At 71.3% G+C, this 19,735-nt stretch carries 14 protein-coding genes; 5 read left to right on the top strand and 9 right to left on the bottom strand.

What is annotated here, in order from left to right; translation table 11 throughout:
• Positions 1-61: 61 nt before the first annotated feature.
• Complete coding sequence (locus I6A81_RS32085) at positions 62-553, bottom strand: ANTAR domain-containing protein (protein WP_203006220.1); 492 nt, start codon at positions 551-553, stop codon at positions 62-64.
• Between the two features lie 349 nt (positions 554-902).
• On the opposite strand from I6A81_RS32085, the gene I6A81_RS32080 reads away from it, so the two are divergent.
• Complete coding sequence (locus tag I6A81_RS32080; RefSeq protein WP_203004273.1) at positions 903-2,051, top strand: acyltransferase family protein; 1,149 nt, start codon at positions 903-905, stop codon at positions 2,049-2,051.
• A gap of 364 nt (positions 2,052-2,415) precedes the next feature.
• Complete coding sequence (locus I6A81_RS32075) at positions 2,416-3,288, top strand: aldo/keto reductase (RefSeq protein WP_203004272.1); 873 nt, start codon at positions 2,416-2,418, stop codon at positions 3,286-3,288.
• Between the two features lie 128 nt (positions 3,289-3,416).
• Here I6A81_RS32075 and I6A81_RS32070 read toward each other — a convergent pair whose 3' ends face one another.
• Positions 3,417-4,583: an SGNH/GDSL hydrolase family protein gene (locus I6A81_RS32070; protein ID WP_203004271.1), complete on the bottom strand. Its 1,167-nt coding sequence runs from the start codon at positions 4,581-4,583 to the stop codon at positions 3,417-3,419.
• A gap of 1,135 nt (positions 4,584-5,718) precedes the next feature.
• Positions 5,719-6,177 carry a nuclear transport factor 2 family protein gene (locus I6A81_RS45185; RefSeq protein WP_307875059.1) on the bottom strand — a complete coding sequence of 153 codons (459 nt, stop codon included), beginning with the start codon at positions 6,175-6,177 and terminating at the stop codon, positions 5,719-5,721.
• Positions 6,178-7,048: 871 nt separating this feature from the next.
• On the opposite strand from I6A81_RS45185, the gene I6A81_RS32060 reads away from it, so the two are divergent.
• Positions 7,049-8,590, top strand: a complete 1,542-nt coding sequence (locus I6A81_RS32060) for an MDR family MFS transporter (RefSeq protein WP_203004269.1) — start codon at positions 7,049-7,051, stop codon at positions 8,588-8,590.
• Between the two features lie 13 nt (positions 8,591-8,603).
• Here the strand turns inward: I6A81_RS32060 and I6A81_RS32055 are convergent, their stop codons facing one another.
• Entirely contained in the window at positions 8,604-10,472 is a 1,869-nt protein-coding gene (locus tag I6A81_RS32055; RefSeq protein ID WP_203004268.1) for a class I SAM-dependent methyltransferase, read from the bottom strand.
• Positions 10,473-10,688: 216 nt separating this feature from the next.
• Here I6A81_RS32055 and I6A81_RS32050 point away from each other — a divergent pair, with 216 nt between their 5' ends.
• Together I6A81_RS32050 and I6A81_RS32045 are read left to right on the top strand one after the other, a co-directional pair.
• On the top strand, positions 10,689-11,138 hold the full coding sequence (locus I6A81_RS32050; protein WP_203004276.1) for an MSMEG_6728 family protein: 450 nt from the start codon (positions 10,689-10,691) through the stop codon (positions 11,136-11,138).
• Positions 11,139-11,383: 245 nt separating this feature from the next.
• Positions 11,384-12,661 carry a TetR/AcrR family transcriptional regulator gene (locus I6A81_RS32045; protein WP_203004267.1) on the top strand — a complete coding sequence of 426 codons (1,278 nt, stop codon included), beginning with the start codon at positions 11,384-11,386 and terminating at the stop codon, positions 12,659-12,661.
• A gap of 150 nt (positions 12,662-12,811) precedes the next feature.
• Here the strand turns inward: I6A81_RS32045 and I6A81_RS32040 are convergent, their stop codons facing one another.
• The 5 genes from I6A81_RS32040 to I6A81_RS32020 form a co-directional block, all read right to left on the bottom strand.
• Positions 12,812-13,894 carry an NAD(P)H-dependent amine dehydrogenase family protein gene (locus tag I6A81_RS32040; protein WP_203004266.1) on the bottom strand — a complete coding sequence of 361 codons (1,083 nt, stop codon included), beginning with the start codon at positions 13,892-13,894 and terminating at the stop codon, positions 12,812-12,814.
• Between the two features lie 57 nt (positions 13,895-13,951).
• Positions 13,952-15,238 carry a cytochrome P450 gene (locus I6A81_RS32035; RefSeq protein ID WP_203004265.1) on the bottom strand — a complete coding sequence of 429 codons (1,287 nt, stop codon included), beginning with the start codon at positions 15,236-15,238 and terminating at the stop codon, positions 13,952-13,954.
• Between the two features lie 92 nt (positions 15,239-15,330).
• Positions 15,331-16,320 carry an LLM class flavin-dependent oxidoreductase gene (locus I6A81_RS32030; RefSeq protein ID WP_203004264.1) on the bottom strand — a complete coding sequence of 330 codons (990 nt, stop codon included), beginning with the start codon at positions 16,318-16,320 and terminating at the stop codon, positions 15,331-15,333.
• Positions 16,321-16,365: 45 nt separating this feature from the next.
• On the bottom strand, positions 16,366-17,478 hold the full coding sequence (locus I6A81_RS32025; RefSeq protein WP_203004263.1) for an ABC transporter substrate-binding protein: 1,113 nt from the start codon (positions 17,476-17,478) through the stop codon (positions 16,366-16,368).
• A 191-nt stretch (positions 17,479-17,669) separates the two neighbouring features.
• The gene (locus tag I6A81_RS32020) at positions 17,670-18,887 is read right to left on the bottom strand and encodes an ABC transporter substrate-binding protein (RefSeq protein WP_238429507.1); all 1,218 of its coding nucleotides are present in this window, start codon (positions 18,885-18,887) and stop codon (positions 17,670-17,672) included.
• Positions 18,888-19,735 lie beyond the last annotated feature (848 nt).

The raw sequence follows: 19,735 nt of genomic DNA, 5'->3' as shown, positions 1-19,735 counted from the left end.
GCGGACCGGCGGGGCCCGGGCCTGGAACCGGCGACGGTCGCGGTCGGTCCCGGACCCGGGCTCAGTGCCTGCTCGGGGTCGGCCGCGGCGGGGTGGGCCGGGGCGCGACGCCACTCGGCCCGGCGCCGCTCGCGGGGCCCGCGGCGGGCCCCGGCCGGCCGCCGAGCTCACCGGGCAACGCGATCCGCGGGTCGCTGACCGAGTCGACGACCTGGCGGGCCAGGTCGTGCACCCGGCGGCCCATGCCGCGCGCGGTGCGCCGCAGCCGCTCGAAGGCGTCGCGGGGCTTGATGTGGTGGCGCTCGGCGAGCACGCCGATCGCCTGCTCCACGATCACCCTGGACGCCAGCGCGTGCTCCAGCTGGACCACGGACAGCCGCAGCTTCTCGACCTCGCTGAGTTCGCGGTCGGCGCGGCGCGGCCGGCCCGGCGGGTTCAGGTCCTCCGCGAGCAGGTCCGCCAGCACCATGGCCGAGATCAGGTCGCCCACCGGCCGGACGTCCGTGCCGGGGCCCTCCACCACCCAGCCGGCGCTGGTCCGGCGCAGCCGCATCTCGCCACCCGGCCCGCCCGCCCGGGCCTCCCCGGGCGGCTTGCGGACCTCCCCGATCGGCTTCGCCGGTCCAGTGGGAGCCCCGGACCCGGCGGGAGCCCCGGGCGCGGGGTGGGTCCCGGGCGTGGCCGTCGCCGGTGTGGGCCGCGCGGCGGCGGCCCGGGGCGGCCCCGGCCGCGGGGGCCGCCGACGCGCCGACGCGTTCCGCGCCGTCGGCCGACGACCGCGCTCGCCGTCCCGCCACCAGGCGAACGCCTTTTCCGAAAAGGCCACCGCGATTCGGGAGGAAACAAATTTGAGTGAAAACTCGAGTAGTGCGCGAGGAATACCGGTACCATCGCTCACGGGGATGAGGATCGTCGCCGCGCTCCTCGTCGCCGCCTTCCACATCGACGCGCTGGCGCCGTTCGCGGACTCCTCCATCGCCCGCACCTACCACTCGCTGTTCGGCCAGGGCGGCTGGGCCGGCGTCACCTTCTTCTTCGTGCTGAGCGGCTTCGTGCTGACCTGGGCCGCCCGGCCCGCCGACACGGCCGCCGGCTTCTGGCGGCGGCGGCTGTTCAAGCTGTATCCGAACCACGTCCTGGTCCTGGCCGCCGGCGTCCTGCTGGTTATTTACCTCGGAATCTTCCCGGGCACCGGCATCGCGGTCGCGAACCTGTTCCTCGTGCACGTCTGGGACTGGCGGTTCGAAAGCTGGTGGGGCGTCAACCCGGTGTCCTGGTCGCTGTGCTGCGAGGTGTTCTTCTACGCCTGCTTCCCGCTGCTCATCGGACTGGTGAACCGGGTGCGGCCGAGCCGGCTGTGGATCTGGGTGGTCGCGGTCACCGCCGCGATCGCCGCGGTGCCCTCACTCGCCCACGCGGTGCTACCCGACGAGGCGGGCAGTGCGGCGCTGCCGATCGGGATCACCGAGCTGTGGTTCATCAACGGATTTCCGCCGGTGCGTACCCTCGACTTCCTGCTCGGCATTTTCCTCGCCCGGATGGTCAAGGAGGGCCAGCTTCCCCGGCTGCCCCTCGTGCCGGCCCTAGCGGTCGCGGTCGGCGGTTACGTCCTTTCCACCCAGGTGCCCTACGAATACGGCCTGGCCGCGTGCACCGCGCTGCCATTCGGCCTGCTGGTCGCGGCGGCGACGCAGGCCGACCTGCGAGGCAGCTTCTCGCCCTTCCGTAACAAACCGATGGTGTGGCTGGGCCAGATCTCGTACGCCTTCTATCTCTGGCACTACCTGGTGCTCATGTGGCTCGCCGATCTCTTCGCCGAGCGCCAACCGCTGTCCACGGCCGGCAACCTGGGGTTCATCGCGCTCGCGCTGACCGTGGTGGTCCTGCTGTCGTGGGCGACGTTCAGGTGGGTCGAGACGCCGATGATGCGCAGGTTCGCCGTCCCGCGCCGTCGCCGTCCCGCGACGGCCACCTCCTCCCCGGACCTCGTCGCGCAGACCGCCTCCGCGCCGCTGGCCGCCCGGGGCGAGGGACAACGGCTGGGGAACTGACGGCGGTACGGCGGGGATACCGGCTGGCGCACGGCCGGTATCCCCGCCATCTTCACGTTCCAGAGAACCGGCGCGCCGTGGCGTGCGGCGCTCCAGCGCAACGCGGCGTCGCCGATATCCGCCCTGGTCGCCGCCAGGAGGCTTCCCGCGAGTGATCCGCGGGCTGCGCGGCTAGACCTCGCGACTCGGCGCGCGGCCCGGTGCCCTTCCATGTTCACCATTCTAACGCCAGCACGTCTTCCATGCATCGTGTTCGGGCTGTACGACAAGAAAGTATAGATCGTTGTGCAGTAACTACACGCCGTGTAGAGTTCGGCGTCGGTGGCATCTCGCCCGTCCCGCTCCGCACCGGAAGGCGTCTCCTGTGAGCACCCAGACACCCGCACGCCCCGCCGAGGCCTCCGGCCTGTTCCGCCTCGGCGGCGACCTGCCCGTTCACCGCCTCGGCCTGGGGACCATGCGGCTGACCGGCCCCGGGGTCTGGGGCGACCCGGCCGATCCCGCCGAGGCGGTCCGCGTGGTGCGCCGCGCCCGCGAGCTCGGCGTCGACTTCATCGATACCGCCGCCGCCTACGGACCGTTCGTCAGCGACGAGATCATCCGCCGGGCGCTGCACCCTTACCCGGAGGACCTCGTCCTCGCTTCCAAGGTCGGTCTCGCGCGGCCGGGGCCCGACCAGTGGCAGCCGGTGGGGCGTCCCGAGTTCCTGCGGGAGCAGGCAGAGAGCAGCCTGCGTCACCTCGGCGTGGACAGCGTGGGCCTGATGCAGCTGCACCGCGTCGATCCCGCGGTCCCGCTGGCGGACCAGATCGGCGAGCTCGTGCTTCTGCAGCAGGAGGGCAAGATCCGCCACATCGGCCTGTCCGAGGTCGGGGTGGAGCAGATCGAGCGGGCCAGGCAGATCGCGCCGATCGTGTCGGTGCAGAACCTCTACAACCTGTCCGACCGTCATTACGAGGACGTGTTGCGGTACTGCGAGCGGGAGGGCATCGCCTTCATCCCGTGGTTCCCGATCGCCAGCGGCGCCCTCGCGCGGCCCGACAGCCCCGCGCGGCAGGTCGCCGCGGACGCCGACGCCACCGCCGCGCAGCTCTCCCTGGCCTGGCTGCTGCGCCACTCGCCGGTCGTGCTCCCGATTCCCGGCACGAGCACGGTGGCGCACGTCGAGGAGAACACGCGCAGCGCCGAGCTCACGCTGACGGACGAGCAGTATCAGGCGCTCACCGCCGTGGCCTGATCTCCGTCGCCGCGGTCGCGGGTCGAGTTCACGGTCTCGGCCCGGCGGACCGGGAGGCCCGGTTGCGGGTGACACGCGGCGCCGACGGACGAACAGGGCGGGAGGCGCCCCGGGGGCGGCACCAGGCATTACAGGGCGGCGAGCTCGACGGCGTCCGCCATCGCCCGGTAGCCGGTGTCGTTGAGGTGCAGCCCGTCGCCGGAGTCGTGGGCCGGGTCGAGCGCGTCGCCCAGCGCCAGGGCCAGGTCGACGACCGCGTCGTACTCTCCCGACTCGCGGATCCAGGTGTTGACCGCGTCGCGCTTGGCCTCGCTGCGCGGAGTGGAGAAGGCCGAGCCCCGCATCGGCAGCAGCGTCGCCCCGACCACGCGCAGGCCCGCGCCGCGCGCCCGCTGAATCATCTCCCGGTGCCCGGCGATGACCTGCGCCGCCGACACCTCGATGTAGGGCGCCAGGACCGGGAACGGCGATGTCTGCGCGATCTCGCTGATCGCGAGGTCGTTGATCCCGGCGAGGATCACCACCGTGCCGACTCCGGGCTGGGCCAGCACGTCATGCTGGAACCGGGCGGTCGCCCGGTCGCCGAGCCAGGCCGAGTCCACCGTCACCCGGTTGCCGCCGATGCCCAGGTTCAGCACGGGCCGCGGCCGTCCCACCGTCGCGAATCGGTGGGCCAGCAGGTCGGGAAAACGCTGGTCGGTGTCGGGGGAACTGCCGGTGCCGTCGATGAGGGAGTCTCCGAGCACCACGATGCCGTCGGCCTCGCCACCGGGCGCCGCGGCGACCTCGATCCCGCCGAGATAGTAGAAGGACTGCGAGGCCTCGGTGAAGGCCGTGTCGTCGGCGTCCGCCCGGTGGTCGCCCGCGGCCCGGTAGGTCGTGGCGAGCGCCTGGGCATGGTAGGTCGCGGGGCCGGAGGGCTCGGCCAGGTACAGCGAGACGGTCACCGACTCCAGCGCGTCGACAGGAAACTGCGCCGCGTCGGTGGCCAGGTCGGCGCCCGCCGGGACGGTGAAGGCCGGCTTCCCGCCCGCGGTCAGTTCCTGGAGGGTGTCGGGCTTGATCACGCCGCCGGCCGCGGCCGCGATGGTGAGGCCCGCGACCCGCAGGGGCCCGGTGCCGTAGCGGTTGGACAGCCGGACTCTCAGCGTGTCGGCGCCGACGCTCAGCCGGACGGTCTGCCGGATCGTGTGGCCGGCGAAGCCCTCCGCCGACCAGTTGGGGGCGAAGCCGGCGCCCGGCCGCTGCGGAGCGGTCGCCCAGGCGGTGGTCCAGCCATGGTCCTGGCGGCTCATGCGGCGAACTCGGTGGCGGGGTCGGCGTCGGGGCCGGGACGGTCGAGAGTCGGGACGACGGTGCCCACGGGGCGGACTCCTTCGATCGGGATCGATCGTGCTGTGCGCGAGGTGCGGCAAAGGGACGAGGGTCGTGATTTCGAGGATTGGGCGCGTCAGGATCGGCGCAACGCCGGTCCCGCCACGCCAACTACCGATCATGCATGGCGTCTATTTATAGTTCGCCATAAAATTACTACACGGCGTTTAAACTTGACACGGCAGAAGGTACCTCCGATGTCATGGAGAGTCAAGAGCGGCCGCTCGAGGGCGTGTCGTGCTCGCGCGGCTTCCGTCCGGCCCGGCGCACGCGGGGCTCTCAGCTTGGTGCGAAAGGCTGAGGCCGCGCACCATGGCGGTCCACGACCTCCGGGGCCGCGGCGTGCCGCACAGCTCTCTCCCGCGGAGACTCGCTCGTGTCACCCTGTTCGCGAGGCGAGAAGTACTGCCCGGACGCGCGCGAGGGCACCGAGGCCAGCGCCAAAAGGACGTCCGTGGGTCTGTCTGTCAGGGAGTCCGGCCGGCTCGGCGCTCCGGAGCGGCGCTGGTGGCCGCACACTGGTCACATGCGGCAACCACACCGCGAGCGCAGCCAGTTCGAGCCCCTTCGAGAGGCGACCGTACCGGCGCCTCCTGGCTGCCCGATCGGTGACCGCGCCTGCCCGCTACGAAGGCCAACTCCCAGCATGAGGCCGCGCAGGCCGTAGGGAATGAGCCTCGGCCCCTACCCCCGCGGAAGCCGGAGAACAGCCTCGATCACCAACGAGATCGTGATCTTGTCGCCGACGAACACACCGCCGCTTTCCAGCGGGCGTCGAAGCTGGCCCCGAACTCCCTACAGCTGATCTCGGCCGCCTCGGAGAGCCGTCCGCCCTCCAGGCACCGAGTCTTTCCGCGGCAACGACTACAGGTGCCTACTTCCTTCTTTCCCATTCCCAGGTACGCCGGGCCTCCTCGACACCGAAAGCGGTCTCGGCACGGCGAGGCCCCGCGGTCGGCAGGGGAACGGGCCGTCAGCGGGGAGATGATCCGGAACGGGCCGCTACGGTACGGGTCCGGACCGCGTCCGGGCCCGTACGCGGCCCGGCGGGACCGGTTAGGGGGCGACGGGCAGGTCGCCGAGCGAGTCGACGCGCAGCCGGTCCAGACGGGAACGGGCGATCCGCCAGCGCCCGTCCTCGCGGGCATACTCCTCGACGTAGTGGCCATAGCCCTGCAGGCCGACCCGGCTTCCCGAGTCCGACGACGGCCATTCCACGTAGTCGAACATCGCCCACGTCCCACGGGCGGTGTCCGGACCGGTCAGCTCGATCTCCGGCATGTGCCCGTGATGGACGGTCCGCGCGCCCGACAGCGCCTCGCTGACCATCTTCACGATCGCGTCCCGGCCATCGACGACCATCTCGACCTCGGGCAGTTCCAGGACCGCCGCGGCCGCGTACACCTCACCGAACTCGTCCCACTTCTTCTGGTCCAGGGTCCGGAAGTAACGCGCCTTGAGCCCCTTGATCTCCTCGATGTCGAGGAGCCGGCGCACTAAGTCCTGGTCGGTCACGAAGCCTCCACTCGGTCTGACCCGGCGTCCCTTGCGGCACCCGGCACGCGGCCATCCCGCCCGGCGGCGAACAGCCACCGAGCGAACGCGGGCACCATCCCGCGCCGGAGACGACGGCGGCACTTTATATCTGGATGTTTCCGGCGTCATGCGATCGCGTCGGCCTCACGGGCCGCCGGCGGGCGCCGATCATCGGCGCGCTTTCATCCCTTCCGCCAAGATTGCGAGAGCCAGGGGCGGATGTGATCCACGAGTCGGCCCGCCGCGCCCGCGCCACGGCCACGGCCACGGCCACGGCCACGGCCACGGCCACGGCCACGGCCACGGCCACGGCCACGGCGATCATCTGTCTCGTCCCATCACGTGACCCTGGTCACCGGGCAGGACGGCATCGGCGTCCTTTGCCTCGAACACGAGGCCGGCGCGCCGTAAATCGTTTGCCAGGGGTACCCCAACGCGGGCTAGTGTCCGGACAGTGACCGCCGCGCGGCATGTATCCGGCTGGATCGAGCCGGTGGAGGCACGCGACGTCCGGGATCTCGGTAGTCCGCCCGCGGCCGGCGGCACCGTCGGTGGCCGGGCCCTGCCAGGTCACGACGTCGGTCCGCGCCGCGCATCGAGCCGAGGGAGCCGCCGCACGGGATCAGGCGGCACCCGGCCGTGTCCGCGCGGACGCGGCGGCCGCACCAGCCGGCGGAATGCCCGGCCGCGAGCCTGGGTTCACCTGTGCTGCCCGTCACGGCTCCCGTAGGACCGTTCGCCCACCGATGAGTTCCACCGCCCGTCCCGGTCGGACCGGTTGGGGTCGCCCCGCGGCGCGCGCGAGCGCGTGGCTGACGGCCCAGCCGCACCCGCGACCAAAGGAGCCGAAATGACCGTGTCGCCTCGCGTGGACGACGCCGCCCCGCGGGACGACGGGATCGAACTCCCCGACGCCCCTGCCCCGGCCAAGGCCGGCGCCGCGACCCGCCCGGTCACCGCCGGCGCGGCGCGGGGTCGGACCCCGCTCGTCATCAAGTTGCTGGTCGCCGCCACGTTCGTCGTCATCCTCAACGAGACGATCATGATCAACGCGGTGCCGCGGCTCATGGACGAGTTCGCCATCTCGCCGCGGACCGCGCAGTGGCTCTCGACCGTCTTCATGCTCACGATGGCCGCAGTGATCCCAATAACCGGCTGGTTCCTACAACGGGTCACCACCCGGACGGCCTATGGGGTCGCCATGGCGACCTTCTGTACCGGGACGGTCATCGGCGCCGTCGCACCCGCCTTCCCCATCCTGCTCACCGGCCGGGTCGTGCAGGCCGCCGGCACCGCCGTGATGATGCCGCTGCTGATGACGACGCTGATGACGGTCGTCCCCGAGTCCGACCGCGGCCGGGTGATGGGGAACGTCACCATGGCGATGTCCTGCGCGCCGGCGCTCGGCCCGGCGGTGTCCGGGGTCATCCTCCAGCTCGGGTCCTGGCGGCTGATCTTCGTATTCATGCTGCCGGTCGCACTTCTCGTCGCCGTCGCCGGCCTGCGCCAGCTGGAGAACGTCGGCGAGACGACGAACGACTCCCTGAACTGGCCCAGCGTCGTGCTGGCGGCGCTCGGCTTCAGCGGTCTCCTGTTCGGGCTCAGCGAGATCGGCGCCCGCGACGGGATCATGGTGGGGCTGATCATCGCGGGCGGCGCGGGGCTCGTGGCGGCGTTCGCGGCGCTGCAGATGCGGCTGGCGCGCCTGAGCAGCCCGCTGCTCGACCTGCGCGCGCTCGTCCACCGCTCGTTCCGGGTCTCGCTCCTGCTGATGGCGGCCGCCCACATGGCGTTCTTCGGCGCCATGTTCCTGCTGCCGCTCTATCTGCAGGACGTGCGGGACCTCAGCGAGCTGCAGACCGGGCTGCTGGTGATGCCCGGCGGCCTGGCCATGGGCGTGCTCGGCCCGGCGGTGGGGCGCCTCTACGACCAGTTCGGCGCGCGGCCACTCGTCATCCCGGGCTCGGCGGCCACCGTGGCCTCGCTGGGCGTGCTCGCCTGGATCGGCCGCGACACGCCGTACTCGCTCCTGCTGGCGGCGCACATAGTGCTGATGGCCGCGCTCGCCGCCGTGCTCACCCCGGTGTTCTCCGTCGGCCTGGGTGACCTGCCAGCCCACCTCTACTCGCACGGCAGCTCGCTGCTCGGCACGATCATGCAGGTCGCCGGCGCCATCGGCACCGCCCTGCTGGTCGTCATCCTGGAGGCTCGGTCCACGCGGCTCACCGACGCGGGCTCCGCGGAGGCCGACGCGCTCGTCGGCGGGATGCGGTGGGCGTTCGCCGCGGCCGCGCTCATCGCGGTCGTCCTCACGCTGCTGGCGCTGCGGCTGCCCAACAGGCCCAAGGACGCCGACGCCGAGGCGGGGTCCGAGCCGGCCCCGGCGGTGTGACCGCCGCCGGCCGTTACCGGCCGGCGAGGGTCGCGGCGGAGGCTCCGCCCGCGGCGGTGGGCGCGCTGTCCGGCTCCTTGCGGGCGACGACCCGGTAGATGTTCGCCCGCCGGCCGGTGAGCAGGTACGGCAGCATCAGCGCGTCCACCGCGAAGGCGACGGGGTAGAGGGGCGCGGTGACGGCCAGGGCGGCGACGCGGCGGGCCCACCGCGCGGGAGTCGCCTCGTCGGGAAGCCAGGGCAGGGTGGGGTTCGGCTGCAGCTTCTGGGCCAGGTAGTAGACCACCGCGACGGCGTCGCCGAAGAGGTGGGCCTGGCTGAACTGCGTCGTGACCGTGGTCAGGCCGCGGTCGGCCAGCGCCTTGACGAGCTCGTCGGGCGGGATGAAGTGCAGATGCTGGGGCGGGCACAGGCCGACCCAGAGGCCGCGGAAGAGCTTGAAGGACGGGCCCTGCCCGTGCGGGACCTCGATGATCAGGTGGCCGCCGGCGGGCAGGGCCGCCGCCGCCGTGTCCAGCTCCAGCTTGGGATCGGGCGTGTGCTCCAGATAGTGGAACATGCTGATCACGTCGTAGCGGCCCGCGATCTCGTCGACGATCTCGGGGAACATCTTCCGGTACGCGTGGCGCACCCAGCCGCGGCGTTCCGCCGCGTCGATCCCGTCGCCCATGTCGACGGCGTCGAACCCGACACCGGGCAGCATCCCGGCCGCGACGAGGCAGAAGTGGCCGTGCCCGGCGCCGACGTCCAGCCAGTTGGCGGGTTTCGCCTCCGGCGGCAGCAACGCGGCCCGGGCCCGGTAGCCGAGGTCGGACGCGCCGAACATCCCCTCGGCACGTTCCGCGTTCAGCCCGTCATAGAAGTCGCGGTAGTAGAAGTCGAGCCCGGCCGGGGTCAGCCGGGGGTTCTGGAAGATCAGCGCACAGTCGGCGCACTGTTCGTACCGGAACAGACCCGGCTTGCGCAGGGTGGTGTCGCCGGACTCGGCGCGTAACGCCAGCGCGGCCGAGCCGCACCAGGGGCAGGTGTCGCGCCGCGTCTCCAGCAGCCCCTCGACGCCGGCCGCGATCTCTTCCTGGTAGCGGCGCCGGCGCGGCGACGCCTCGGGGTCGGGCCCCACGCCGGCCCGGCGGGCGCGGGCCAGGTCCACGGCGAACCCGGGCCAGCCGACGAGCCGGCGAGCCGGCCCGGCGAGCGTGTCCCTGGCCCCCGGGGAGACCCGCCCGGCGGCGACCGCGGCCGGCTGCGCCGCGGACAGCGCGGCCGCCGCGAGGCCCCACCCCGGGCTCGCCACGCAGGACGCCGCCACCGCCGCCGCGCGGGCCGCCGGCAGGAACGCCAGCCCCTGGAAGGGATGGCGGTAGGCGGCCACCTGGCCCCGGACGCGCTGCGCGGCGCCCGGCCTGGAGGCCGTCAGGCCCGCGACGACGACCAGGTCCGACGTGGACGGCGCGTACTGCTTGAGCCGCCTGGTCAGCTCCGCCAGCTCGAGCGGCGAGTAGTCCTCCCGCTCCTCGATGCCCGCGCGCGCGAGGACGCGCCGGTCGACGAGCAGCGCCTGGTTCGCGCCCCGGCCGGCCGCGAACCGGTTGCCCCGGTACCGGGACGTGTCCACCAGCCGGGCCAGGTCGAGCAGCCGTTCCGCCGAAAGATCCTCCGGCACGAGGTCGAGCACCTCGAGCCCTTCGCGCAGGGCGTGGGCGCTCGCGGCACGGCGGGCCTCGTCCGGCAGCCCGACGCCGTCCGCGACGAGGAACGCGTGCGTCCCGGCCACCGGGTCCGCGCTTCGCGCCGCCCTTGCCAGGTCCCGCAGCCGAAGCCGAAGCCGCACCCCGTTCGCCGTGACCAGGACACAGGTGGTAATCGCGAACCAGCGACGCACGGCGTCCTCCTATCACCCGCGGGTGGGCGGAACTATACAGAAAGTCGCCAAACCCCCGGCTCGCGCCCCGTGCGGGGGGTCCCCGCGCGGGGGGCCGTTCGCCTGCGTCGCGACCGCGTCGGCTGCCGATTGCCGAGGACCGGCCGCCGGTTGCCGAGGACGGAGCCGGGTAGCCCGGCCGTGAGAGGCGGCGCGTTCCAGGACCTGGCGGCGGCGATGCAGACCTTTCTGCCGTATGCGGACTTCGCGGCGAGTGCCGCGGTTCTCGACGACCGCCGCCTCGGCAAGCAGCGGGTCGAGGCGCTGCAGATCCTGCGCGCGCTGACCTATGAGGGCTATGGCTGGCAGCGGCATCCCGCGGTGCGGATGTGGGCGGGCTGCCCACGGGCGGTCGCCGCGTACGGGCTGGCGATCTGCGCGGCGTGGACCTCCGTCGGCCGCGCCGACACGTGCGCGGCCACGATCAGCACCGATCTCGCCCGGGCGGGACTGGCGCCGCCGCGGTCCCAGCAGGCGCTGGCGCGGCTCGGGCTGCTGCCTGGCTGGCTCGGCGACGAACGCGTCCACCGCGGCCACCAGGCCGCGCTGGTCCGCAAGGACCCGGCCTTCTACGGCCCGCTGTTCGGCGACGTGGACCCGGCGATGCCGTACTACTGGCCGGCCTGACCGAGCCGGTCCCGCCGTCCAGCGCGCGCATATCCTCGGCGGCCCGACCATCGAGCAACTCGACGCCGCCGGCTCGAAATTGGCCCCGCCGGCCAAGCCGTTAATCGACGCCACGATCGGCGTGTGGTCACCGCTTGGCGCCATGAGGCGTGAGCTGATCCGTGGTCGTCCGCGCCACCGAGGAACAGAGGCCACATCGGGTACCGTTGGACGGTGGGGTATTTGGGCCGGACAAGGAGCGCCCGGTGAGCCCGGAATCGCGCAGGAGCGAGATCCTCGACACCGCGGCGTCGATGTTCGCGAGGCTGGGCGTGAAAACCTCTCTCAAGGCGATCGCCGACGAGTGCGGCATCCAGGCCGGCAGCCTCTATCATCACTTCGAGTCCAGGGAAGCGATTATCGCGGAACTGGTGGAGCGATTCCACGCGAACCTCGGCGAGATCGCCGCCAAGGCGCTCGACACAGCGGACGGCGAAACACGGCCCGACGAGGCGCTCATCGCCTTCGGCAACGAGATCGCCGCCAGCGCGGTCCGGCACCGGGCGGCACTGCTGCTGACCCATTTCAAGGCCCCGGCCGACGATGCCTCCGGGCTGCGGCCGGACTCCCGGACCACGTCGCCAGCCGTTCACACGGCGTTGCTGTCGATTCTGGGGACGGCCCGGGAACAAGGCGTCCTGCGAGCGGATCTCGACCTCGACGCGGTGGCCGATCGTTTCTGGCAGGGCATGCTGCACGTGGGCATCGGCGTCTATCACCGGACTCGCGCCGCCCGAGGCTATCCCGAGCTGAAATGCCGCGTCATCCTCGATGGCCTGGCCGCTCGCCCGCGTGAGTATGACGGCTCCGCGCCAAGCGAGGCCCACCGCGCGATGGACGAGTTGATCGCGGACTGGGAGGCGCCGGAGGCGGCGCCGCTCAACCGTGCCGCGGTCATCCGCGAGAGCGCGCGCGCCGAGTTCGCCAAGCGCGGCTTCGAGACCGCCACGATGCGCGACGTCGCGGCCGCCGCCCGGCTCGCCCTCGCCGCCGTCTACCGCGAGTTCGAGTCGAAGGACGCGCTACTGGCGTCGATCATGGAGTCGTACGTGTCCTTCCTGACCGACGGCTGGAATCGTGTCGTTCACACGTCGGCGACTCCGCTCGACAAGATCGACAGCCTCATGTGGTTCGCCGTGAACGTGATCGACCGGTTCCGCGAGGAGCATCGGATCCAGTCATTTCTCCTCCAGCAGGCGCCGCCGGACTCCGCCAACCTCTCGTTGTCCTTCCCCGCGATGCTCGGCCAGGTCACCCGGCTGCTGGCCGAAGGCGACGAAGCCGGCCAGTTCCAGCTGGCGGAATGGCCCGCGGACGCGCGGGCACGGGCGGTGTTCTCGCTGCTGTGGACACCGGAGAACATAGTTCGAGGACTGGGTCCGAAAGGTGCGCTGGAACTGGCCCGGGACACGGTGCTCCGCGGCGTCAGGAACCGGACCGCCGACACGGGATCCGGCGCGTCCCGATACCCGGCGTCGCGGTGAGGCGGACCAGCGGGCCCTCGACGGACCGCGCCGCGGCCACCACTCGCCGTGTCGCGTGATACAGGTGAATGACCGAGGCGAACCCAGGGCCACGCCGCGCTCCGGTGGCCACCCCGGATCGCGGCATTTCCAGTCCCGTGCTCCTGCCCACTACCGGTGCGCGGTCCGCAGCGCGAAGCGTGGCAACGTCAGGGGAAGGTCGAGCGAGGAGAGCAGGCCGGCGGGCGCGTCGACGACGTACGGGACCGCGTTGAGAACCCGCATCGCCGTGGCCACCATCGCGCCTCGGCCGGCGGCATGCCCCTGCATCTCCCCCATGGTCATGGTGCAGTGGATGTCCGGATCACCGTCGATGTCCACCCGGTAGGTCGCGTCGCACTCCGATCCCAGCCAGTCGGGTGCGACGTCGCGGGCCATCCGGATGATGTGTTTGATGACGATCGCCTCCCGGCCGTCGACGACGCCCACCGCCCGCGTGCAGACGGCGCCGACGGTCCCGGCGGGGATCATGCCGAAGGCCACCTCGATGTCCCGGTCGGCGAGAGCTCGTTCCAGCGAGCCACGCACCTCCTCCACCACGGCCCCGAGCCCCTCGGCGACGAGGTGGATCGGCCCGGCCCACGACGCCTCGATGGTGCCTGGGCGGCTCAGCCATGGAGCGAAGTCGAGCGGGCGGCCGAAGCCCATCCCGTCCATCATCACGTCGGCGACCGGGTAGTGGTCGTTGAGGGACACCTCGGTCGCCTCGATCTTCTGGATGGTGCTCGACTGCGTCGACAGCACGAGCGCCAGCTGGTCGGAACCGAATCCGGGGAAGATGCCGGAGGCGTACAACGACGTCCCGCCGGCCTTCGCCGCCGTCTCCAGCGCGTCCCGCCACTGGGCGGTGAAGGTCGGTGGGTACACGAGCCTCGTGGAGGTGGTCGTGACCACGTTGATGCCGGCCTCGAGCAGGCGGACGTAGTCCGGTACCGCCGCGGTGTCGCGCTCGGGCCCGCTCGCCGCGTACACGACGCAGTCGGGTCGTAGCGCGATCAGGGCGTCGGCGTCACTGGTGGCGACGACGCCGACCGTACCGATGCCGACGATTTCGCCGACGTCATGGCCGACCTTCTCCGCGGAGTGCACCCAGACACCCACGAGTTCCATGTCCGGTCGCCGGTGAACCGCTTCAACAGCGATCGATCCGATCCAGCCAGTCGACCAGACCACGACCCGTAGTGGCTTGCTCATGCTGTTCCTCGATTCGCGCCCTAGGCCGGCTTTCTGGGTGGCCGGCCGTCAGATGGCTCATACGGGCTCAAAATTCAGGTGAATGGCGTTCAGCGCCCGGAAGACGAAGGTGGGCAGGTAGTCGAACCGACGGTCGTCCGCCGGCCCGTGGGCGTCGTCCGAGAGCCTGATGTCCGCCATGCGGTCCAGCACGCGTTCCAGCGTGACCCGGGTCTCCGACCGGGCGAGGGGCTGCCCCAGGCAGCCGTGTACGCCTCGTCCGAAGGCCAGGTGCTCTCGCACGTTCGCGCGGCCGAGATCGAACTGGTCCGGCTCCGCGAAGTGCCGCGGGTCCCGGTTCGAGGCGCCCGGAAGCAGCATGATCGTCGTCCCGGCCGGGATCTCGACGCCCCCGAGGCTTGTCCGACGCCGCGCCAGGCGGAAGTGGCTCTTGATGGGGCTTTCCAGCCGGAGCATCTCCTCCACAAACGCGGGGATGAGGTCGCGCTGCGCGCGGATTCGATCCTGCACACCGGGATGTTCGGCCAGGTGGCGCAGGGCGAACGCCATCAACCGCACAGTCGTCTCCTGGCCTGCGGCGAAGACGAACGACGCCTCGCGCGCCAGAATCGCGACGTCAGGCAGTGATCCGTTCGAGAAACGTCTCTCGGCGAGGTGCGTCAGGATGTCGCCACGGGGTCGGCGCCGGCGGTCCTCGATGTAGGACACGAACGCCCCCTCGATGAACTCCAGCGGGTTCTCGGCAAGCAGGTCCGGATTTTCGCCGATCAAGGACATCGACTGTCTCTCGAATCCTTCGCGAAAGCGGTGCATGTCCTCCGGCGGCACCCCGAGAAGGTCCGCGATCACGAGTCCCGCGAACGGTCCGGCATACTCGCCGACGAACTCGCATCGCCCCTTGGCGACGAAGTTGTCCAGCTGGACGTCCGCGAGGCGCCACATGAACTCCTCGTTCTTCTGGAGGCGCCCCGGCGTGAAAAGGCCGGTGAACAGGCTCCGGTACTCGCTGTGCCGCGGAGGATCCATGGTCACCATGAACTCGTGCATGGGCAGTTGTTCCCGGCACTGCTCGATGAGCGGTCCGGCGTCGTCCTGATCGGGGACGGTCGGCAGGCCCGGGAACGGCCCGGTCGGCGCGTTGCAGGAGGAGAAGAGATCGGGGTCGCGGTACACGTCCATGGCTTCGGCATGTCCGGTGACGACCGCCACCCCGTGGTGCGGCTCGAACCACACCGGGCCCTGCACGGCACGCAGGAAGGCGAAGTACGGGTATGGGTCGTCGACGATCGAGCGGTCCGAGAAGAAGTCGATGTCCTGGTAACGAACGTCGGGTCCGGCACTCACGCGTCTGTTCCTTTCATGCGGGTAGTGGCGGCGGGCGCATCTCGCCGAACCTCGTGGGCTCCGCGCCGTGGTCGTCCGCCGGCCGGCGGCGGTCAGGCCGGGACCACACGCTCGGCGGCCAGGGCGACGGCCTCGGCCGCTCGCCGGAGATAGGGCCAGGCGAGCCGGGGCGGCAGTCCGCCGCACAGCGGAAGCAGCCCCAGGCTTCGCCCGGTGCGGAGGTGGTCGACCGCCTCGTCCACAGTGAAGATCCGGTAGGCGCCGTTCTCCGCCCGTAGCTCGGCGACGCTCCTGGCGCGCGAGATGCTGGCGACCGTCGCGCCGCCCGGCCGGTAGGCCGCGGCGGTCACCGCGTCGTGCAGCAGGTAGGGCCCCAGTTCCTCCCAGGCCGTGTCCACGTCGTCGGCGACGAACACGGCGGTCGGGGCGGCGCGGTCTGGAAACTGTGCGGGACCCGGTTCGTGCCCGTGGGCACGGCACTCTGCCTCGTACAGCTCCTTCAGCCCGGGCGGCGCTGCCTGGGCGAGGAACCCGAGCCCGTGCCGCGCTGCCCGCCGAACGGCCGCCGGGCTCGCGCCGGCGATCATGATTCGTGGGCCGCCTGGCGTCATGGGCGCCGGTGTCACCTGAACGTGCCGGCCCTCATGGGCGACCGCCCCGCCCTTCAGCAACTCCAGCAGGAGGGCGAGCTTCTCGTCGGCCAGTCGACCCCGCCGCCGGAAGTCGACCCCGAAGTGTTCATATTCCTCCGCCCGGTGGCCGACACCGAGGACGTAGGAGACCCGTCCGGCGCTGATGACGTCGAGGACGGCGATCTCCTCGGCCAGCCGGACCGGGTCGTACAGCGGCAGGACGACCGCCGCCAGCAGGATCGCCAGCCGCTCGGTCCGCGCCGCGAGCGCCGACGCCAGGACGACCGGTACCGGCAGGTGGCCGTCAAGAGCGCCGTGGTGTTCCGAGAGGACCGCCGCGACCGCGCCCCGGGTTTCGGCCCAGGCGCACATCTCGACGGCGGCCGCGTAGAGCTCGGTGGCGGGCGCGCCCCCGTCGGGGGCGCGCATGTCGAACCGGAGGGTGAACATCAGCCGTGCCCGGTGGACGACGGGCGCGACGGTTCGGTCGTCATCTCACTCCTGGCCGAAACGGTCGACGAGGCGCGAGTTCACTCCGTCCGGATCCAGCTGGCGCGCGACCAGATAGCCGGCGCCCATCCAGCCCCGGCGAGTCCACTTCCCGAACGAAAGCCGGGTCCCTGGCGCGCCGGACGCGGCCGGCAGCATCTTCACGCGCTCGAGCGCGTCCCGGACACCGCGAGGGCTCAGCGGGTGGGCGTCGGCGAACGCGTGCACCAGCACTGTCGCGACGTCCCGGTTGACCACCGGCACGCAGTACTCCGGGCGCCGTGCGTACCTCTCCTCGTAGTGGTCGAGGAACCGCTGGCCGACAGGGTTGCCCTCGTCGTACTGGTCGACGCCGGTCCAGCCCAGAACCGCCCGCCACATCACGTCGTTGATCCAGGCGTTCTGGAAGGCGGTCCCCATGAAGCGGGGCGGATCCCAGCCGAGCGCCTCGAGCGCGGGGTTGACGTGCACGAGCCCGAAGCCGAAACCGCAGTGCACGATCGCCGCCGCCTTGGCCTCGCGCAGCCTGCGGACCGCCACGCCGACGTCCTGAGCGGTCTGGGCGATCCACTCCTCGGCCACGATCCGGATGCCCCGGGCCGCGCACGCCCTACGGAAGTTCCGGATGTAGGTCTCACCGACGAGCGACTGCTCGACAAGACAGCCAACGTCCGTGTGGCCGCCCTTGGCCAGCAGGTCACTCCAGAAGATCGGCTCGTCGGTCAGAGATCCCTGCGGGAAGGAGAACGTCCACTCCCCGAGCCAGTCGTCCGTGCCCGTCACACTGATCGCGGGTACGCGGAACCGCTGTTCGATCGCCTCCCGGGTGGGCACGCAGTTGTCCGTGATGGCCGGGCCGAAGACGGCGAGACAGCCCTCGTCCACCAGTTCGCCGTAGGCGTCGATCACCGCCTTGACCGAACCCTTCGGTAATCCCTCCACCTCCCGGTAGACGATTTCCACCCCTCGGTCGAGGATCCCCTGCCTGGAGGCCTCCTCGAAGACCAGCTCGAACGGCTGCGTCAGGTCGTCTCGTCTTTCGGGCGGATAGCCCTCCGGGAGCCGGAAGTCCATGAGGTAGCCAACCTTGATCGGCTCCGCGCTGCTCTCGTAGGACAACGGATTTCCTCCTCGTTGGCGCGCGGCCGGCGGCGGCCGCGCGATGACGAACCTGATGTCTGGTTCGAGTGTTGGTGCTCGGAGACACCGCCGTCAGCACAAGCACCCGTGCCGTTGTCGTCGCGCCCGCCTGGCGATGCTGGTCCGACCCGGGAGCGCCCGACCACCCGTACCTGCTGGCATCCTGGATCTCAGTCCTCGATCGGGGACGAGCCGAGCACCTGGTACTCGGCGGGGTTGCCCTTGGCATCCAGCGTCGCGACCAGCCCACCTCGGACGCAGAGCGCCGGGTGCTCCGGGTCAGCCTTCCCGTTGCAGCGGAAGGTGATCCCTCCCCCACCCGGCAGTTCGATCTCCGGCATCGCCTTGATCGTGGAGATGATGGCCGAGGGGGTGATGTTCCCCCCGACGCCCTTGACCGCCGCCTGCAGAGCGGCGAGTGACGCGAACATGCTCATCCCGTCGTCCGAGGCGGTGTCGACGTCCGCGCCGTAGGCGCGCATGACCGCCTCGTACAGCCGGGTCGACGGGTTGTCCGTCCCGACGGGCACCTGAGCCGCGATCACGATGCCGTCGAGCGTGTCGCCCGGCACCGCCTTGCGGGTCGCGTCGCTGGCGCACAGGGAGATCGCGGCGATCTGGCCGTCGAACCCGACGGCCCGCAGGCCGTTGAACGCGGCGATGCAGAACGAGTCGGTGCCGACGACGAAGACGACTCCAGGATCCGCGGCGACCTGCCGCAACTGCGCCGTCATATCGGCCGTGGCCGGGGGAACCCGGACGAGCTCGAACTCGATGCCGGCTTCGCGGTACGGCGTGTCGTCCGCGAAGACGTTCAGCGCGGCCGGCACGTCGATCACGACCGCTGTCACCCTGTCGACGCCCTTGTCCTTCGCGAGCTGGATGGGCAGGTCCGTCACGGGGAAGATCGGATCGGTGAGGCCGAAGGTCGACTCGCTGTCGCGCAGCACCGCCTCACCGCTCGAGGTGTAGGACATCACCGGGATGTTGGCCTCCGACAGGGGCAGCCATACGCTCTCGACGACCGCTGTGTGACCGATGACGACGGCGGCGACATCTTCTTCGATCATTCGGTTGCCGCAGTCCGTGCCCAGGCCTGGATCGCCCTGGGGCTCGCAGGTCACCAGCTCGATCGGTCGGCCGCCGATCCCGGAGCCGCGCTCGTTCAGCCAGGCGGCGGTCGCCTTCGCCACGGTCAGCTCGATCGTGGTGTCCGTGAAGGAGTTCTTGCCCTCCGAGATGATTCCGATCCGTACCGGCTCCCCCTGCGCTGGCGCCTTGGGACCGAGCGGATCGGCCGCGCTGCTGGCTTCGGCCGACGGACGGTTGTCGCCGCTGTTCTGGCCGTCGCCGCCGCAGCCGGCCGCGACCAGCAGGGCCGCGGCCAAGACCGCTACCAGACCGGCCGCCGGCCGCTGCCTCGGTCGCCCGCCCGTCGGCCTGGGTAAGAAGACCCCGAGGTGCCACATGCGATCCCCGCCTGTTCTCCGAAGATGTGTGATCCCGAAATGCCCGCGTTCAGTCGGCTCCTGGGCCGCTTCCAGAGATACGCGACTCGCCGACGCGGTCCGCCAGCCGGAGGAGGCCGAGCCAGGAAAGGGCTCCCGCCCGCCCTGACGCTGTCCGGATCAGTCGGCGGGATAGACGACCGACTGACCCCGAAATTCTGGTCGAAACCGGGAGGCGGCATTCCGGCGAGACCCAAACAAACCAGCTGGTTGTTTTCTGGACCTCGGCCAGCCAGGCGGGGCGCCTTCCAGCGCGCCACGCCGAGCCGGCAGCTGATCGGTGTGCCGTTGAGCTTCCGCCTGGCCCCGCTCCCCGCGGCGTTCGCCCGGCCCGTACGCGCCAGACCCGCGAGCATGATCGCCGAATATTCGCGGCAACGGCTCGACCGGCAGCCGGTCTCCTCGCCGTTCCCGCGGACAACTCGTGATCAACCGTGATCAACCGTGCCGCGGCGCCATGCTCTCGTGCCGCCGAGCGAGCCTCCTTCTCGTCACCCTAAATTAGAACCTAATAGTTGTTCCGAACGTAGCGCCTGGCCTGGTGGCAGTCAACGCCTGTGCGGTGCAAGGCGACGGAAGGAAGCGTCGAGCCGGGCGGATGATCCCGCCGTGCACGGGAGCGCGTCGGCGAGCGGAGGGCGGCCAGTTCCGCGCCGGAAGTCGTTTTCGGAGTGCCGACCCGCGACTCCACCGTCAGCCACGAGGGCCCATGATCACTGTTCATGGCG

Origin of the sequence: Frankia nepalensis (genome assembly GCF_016786325.1) — a bacterium.
GTDB classification, from domain to species: Bacteria; Actinomycetota; Actinomycetes; order Frankiales; family Frankiaceae; genus Pseudofrankia; species Pseudofrankia nepalensis.
This window is presented reverse-complemented; position numbering and strand designations above follow the sequence as displayed.

Bases quoted from the DNA above. Each gene is read 5' to 3' on its own strand.
- I6A81_RS32070 (WP_203004271.1), bottom strand. From the start codon at position 4,583: ATGAGCCGCCAGGACCATGGCTGGACCACCGCCTGGGCGACCGCTCCG.
- I6A81_RS32080 (WP_203004273.1), top strand. From the start codon at position 903: ATGAGGATCGTCGCCGCGCTCCTCGTCGCCGCCTTCCACATCGACGCG.
- I6A81_RS32040 (WP_203004266.1), bottom strand. From the start codon at position 13,894: ATGAGCAAGCCACTACGGGTCGTGGTCTGGTCGACTGGCTGGATCGGA.
- I6A81_RS32060 (WP_203004269.1), top strand. From the start codon at position 7,049: ATGACCGTGTCGCCTCGCGTGGACGACGCCGCCCCGCGGGACGACGGG.
- I6A81_RS32085 (WP_203006220.1), bottom strand. From the start codon at position 553: ATGCGGCTGCGCCGGACCAGCGCCGGCTGGGTGGTGGAGGGCCCCGGC.
- I6A81_RS32030 (WP_203004264.1), bottom strand. From the start codon at position 16,320: ATGTTCACCCTCCGGTTCGACATGCGCGCCCCCGACGGGGGCGCGCCC.
- I6A81_RS32050 (WP_203004276.1), top strand. From the start codon at position 10,689: ATGCAGACCTTTCTGCCGTATGCGGACTTCGCGGCGAGTGCCGCGGTT.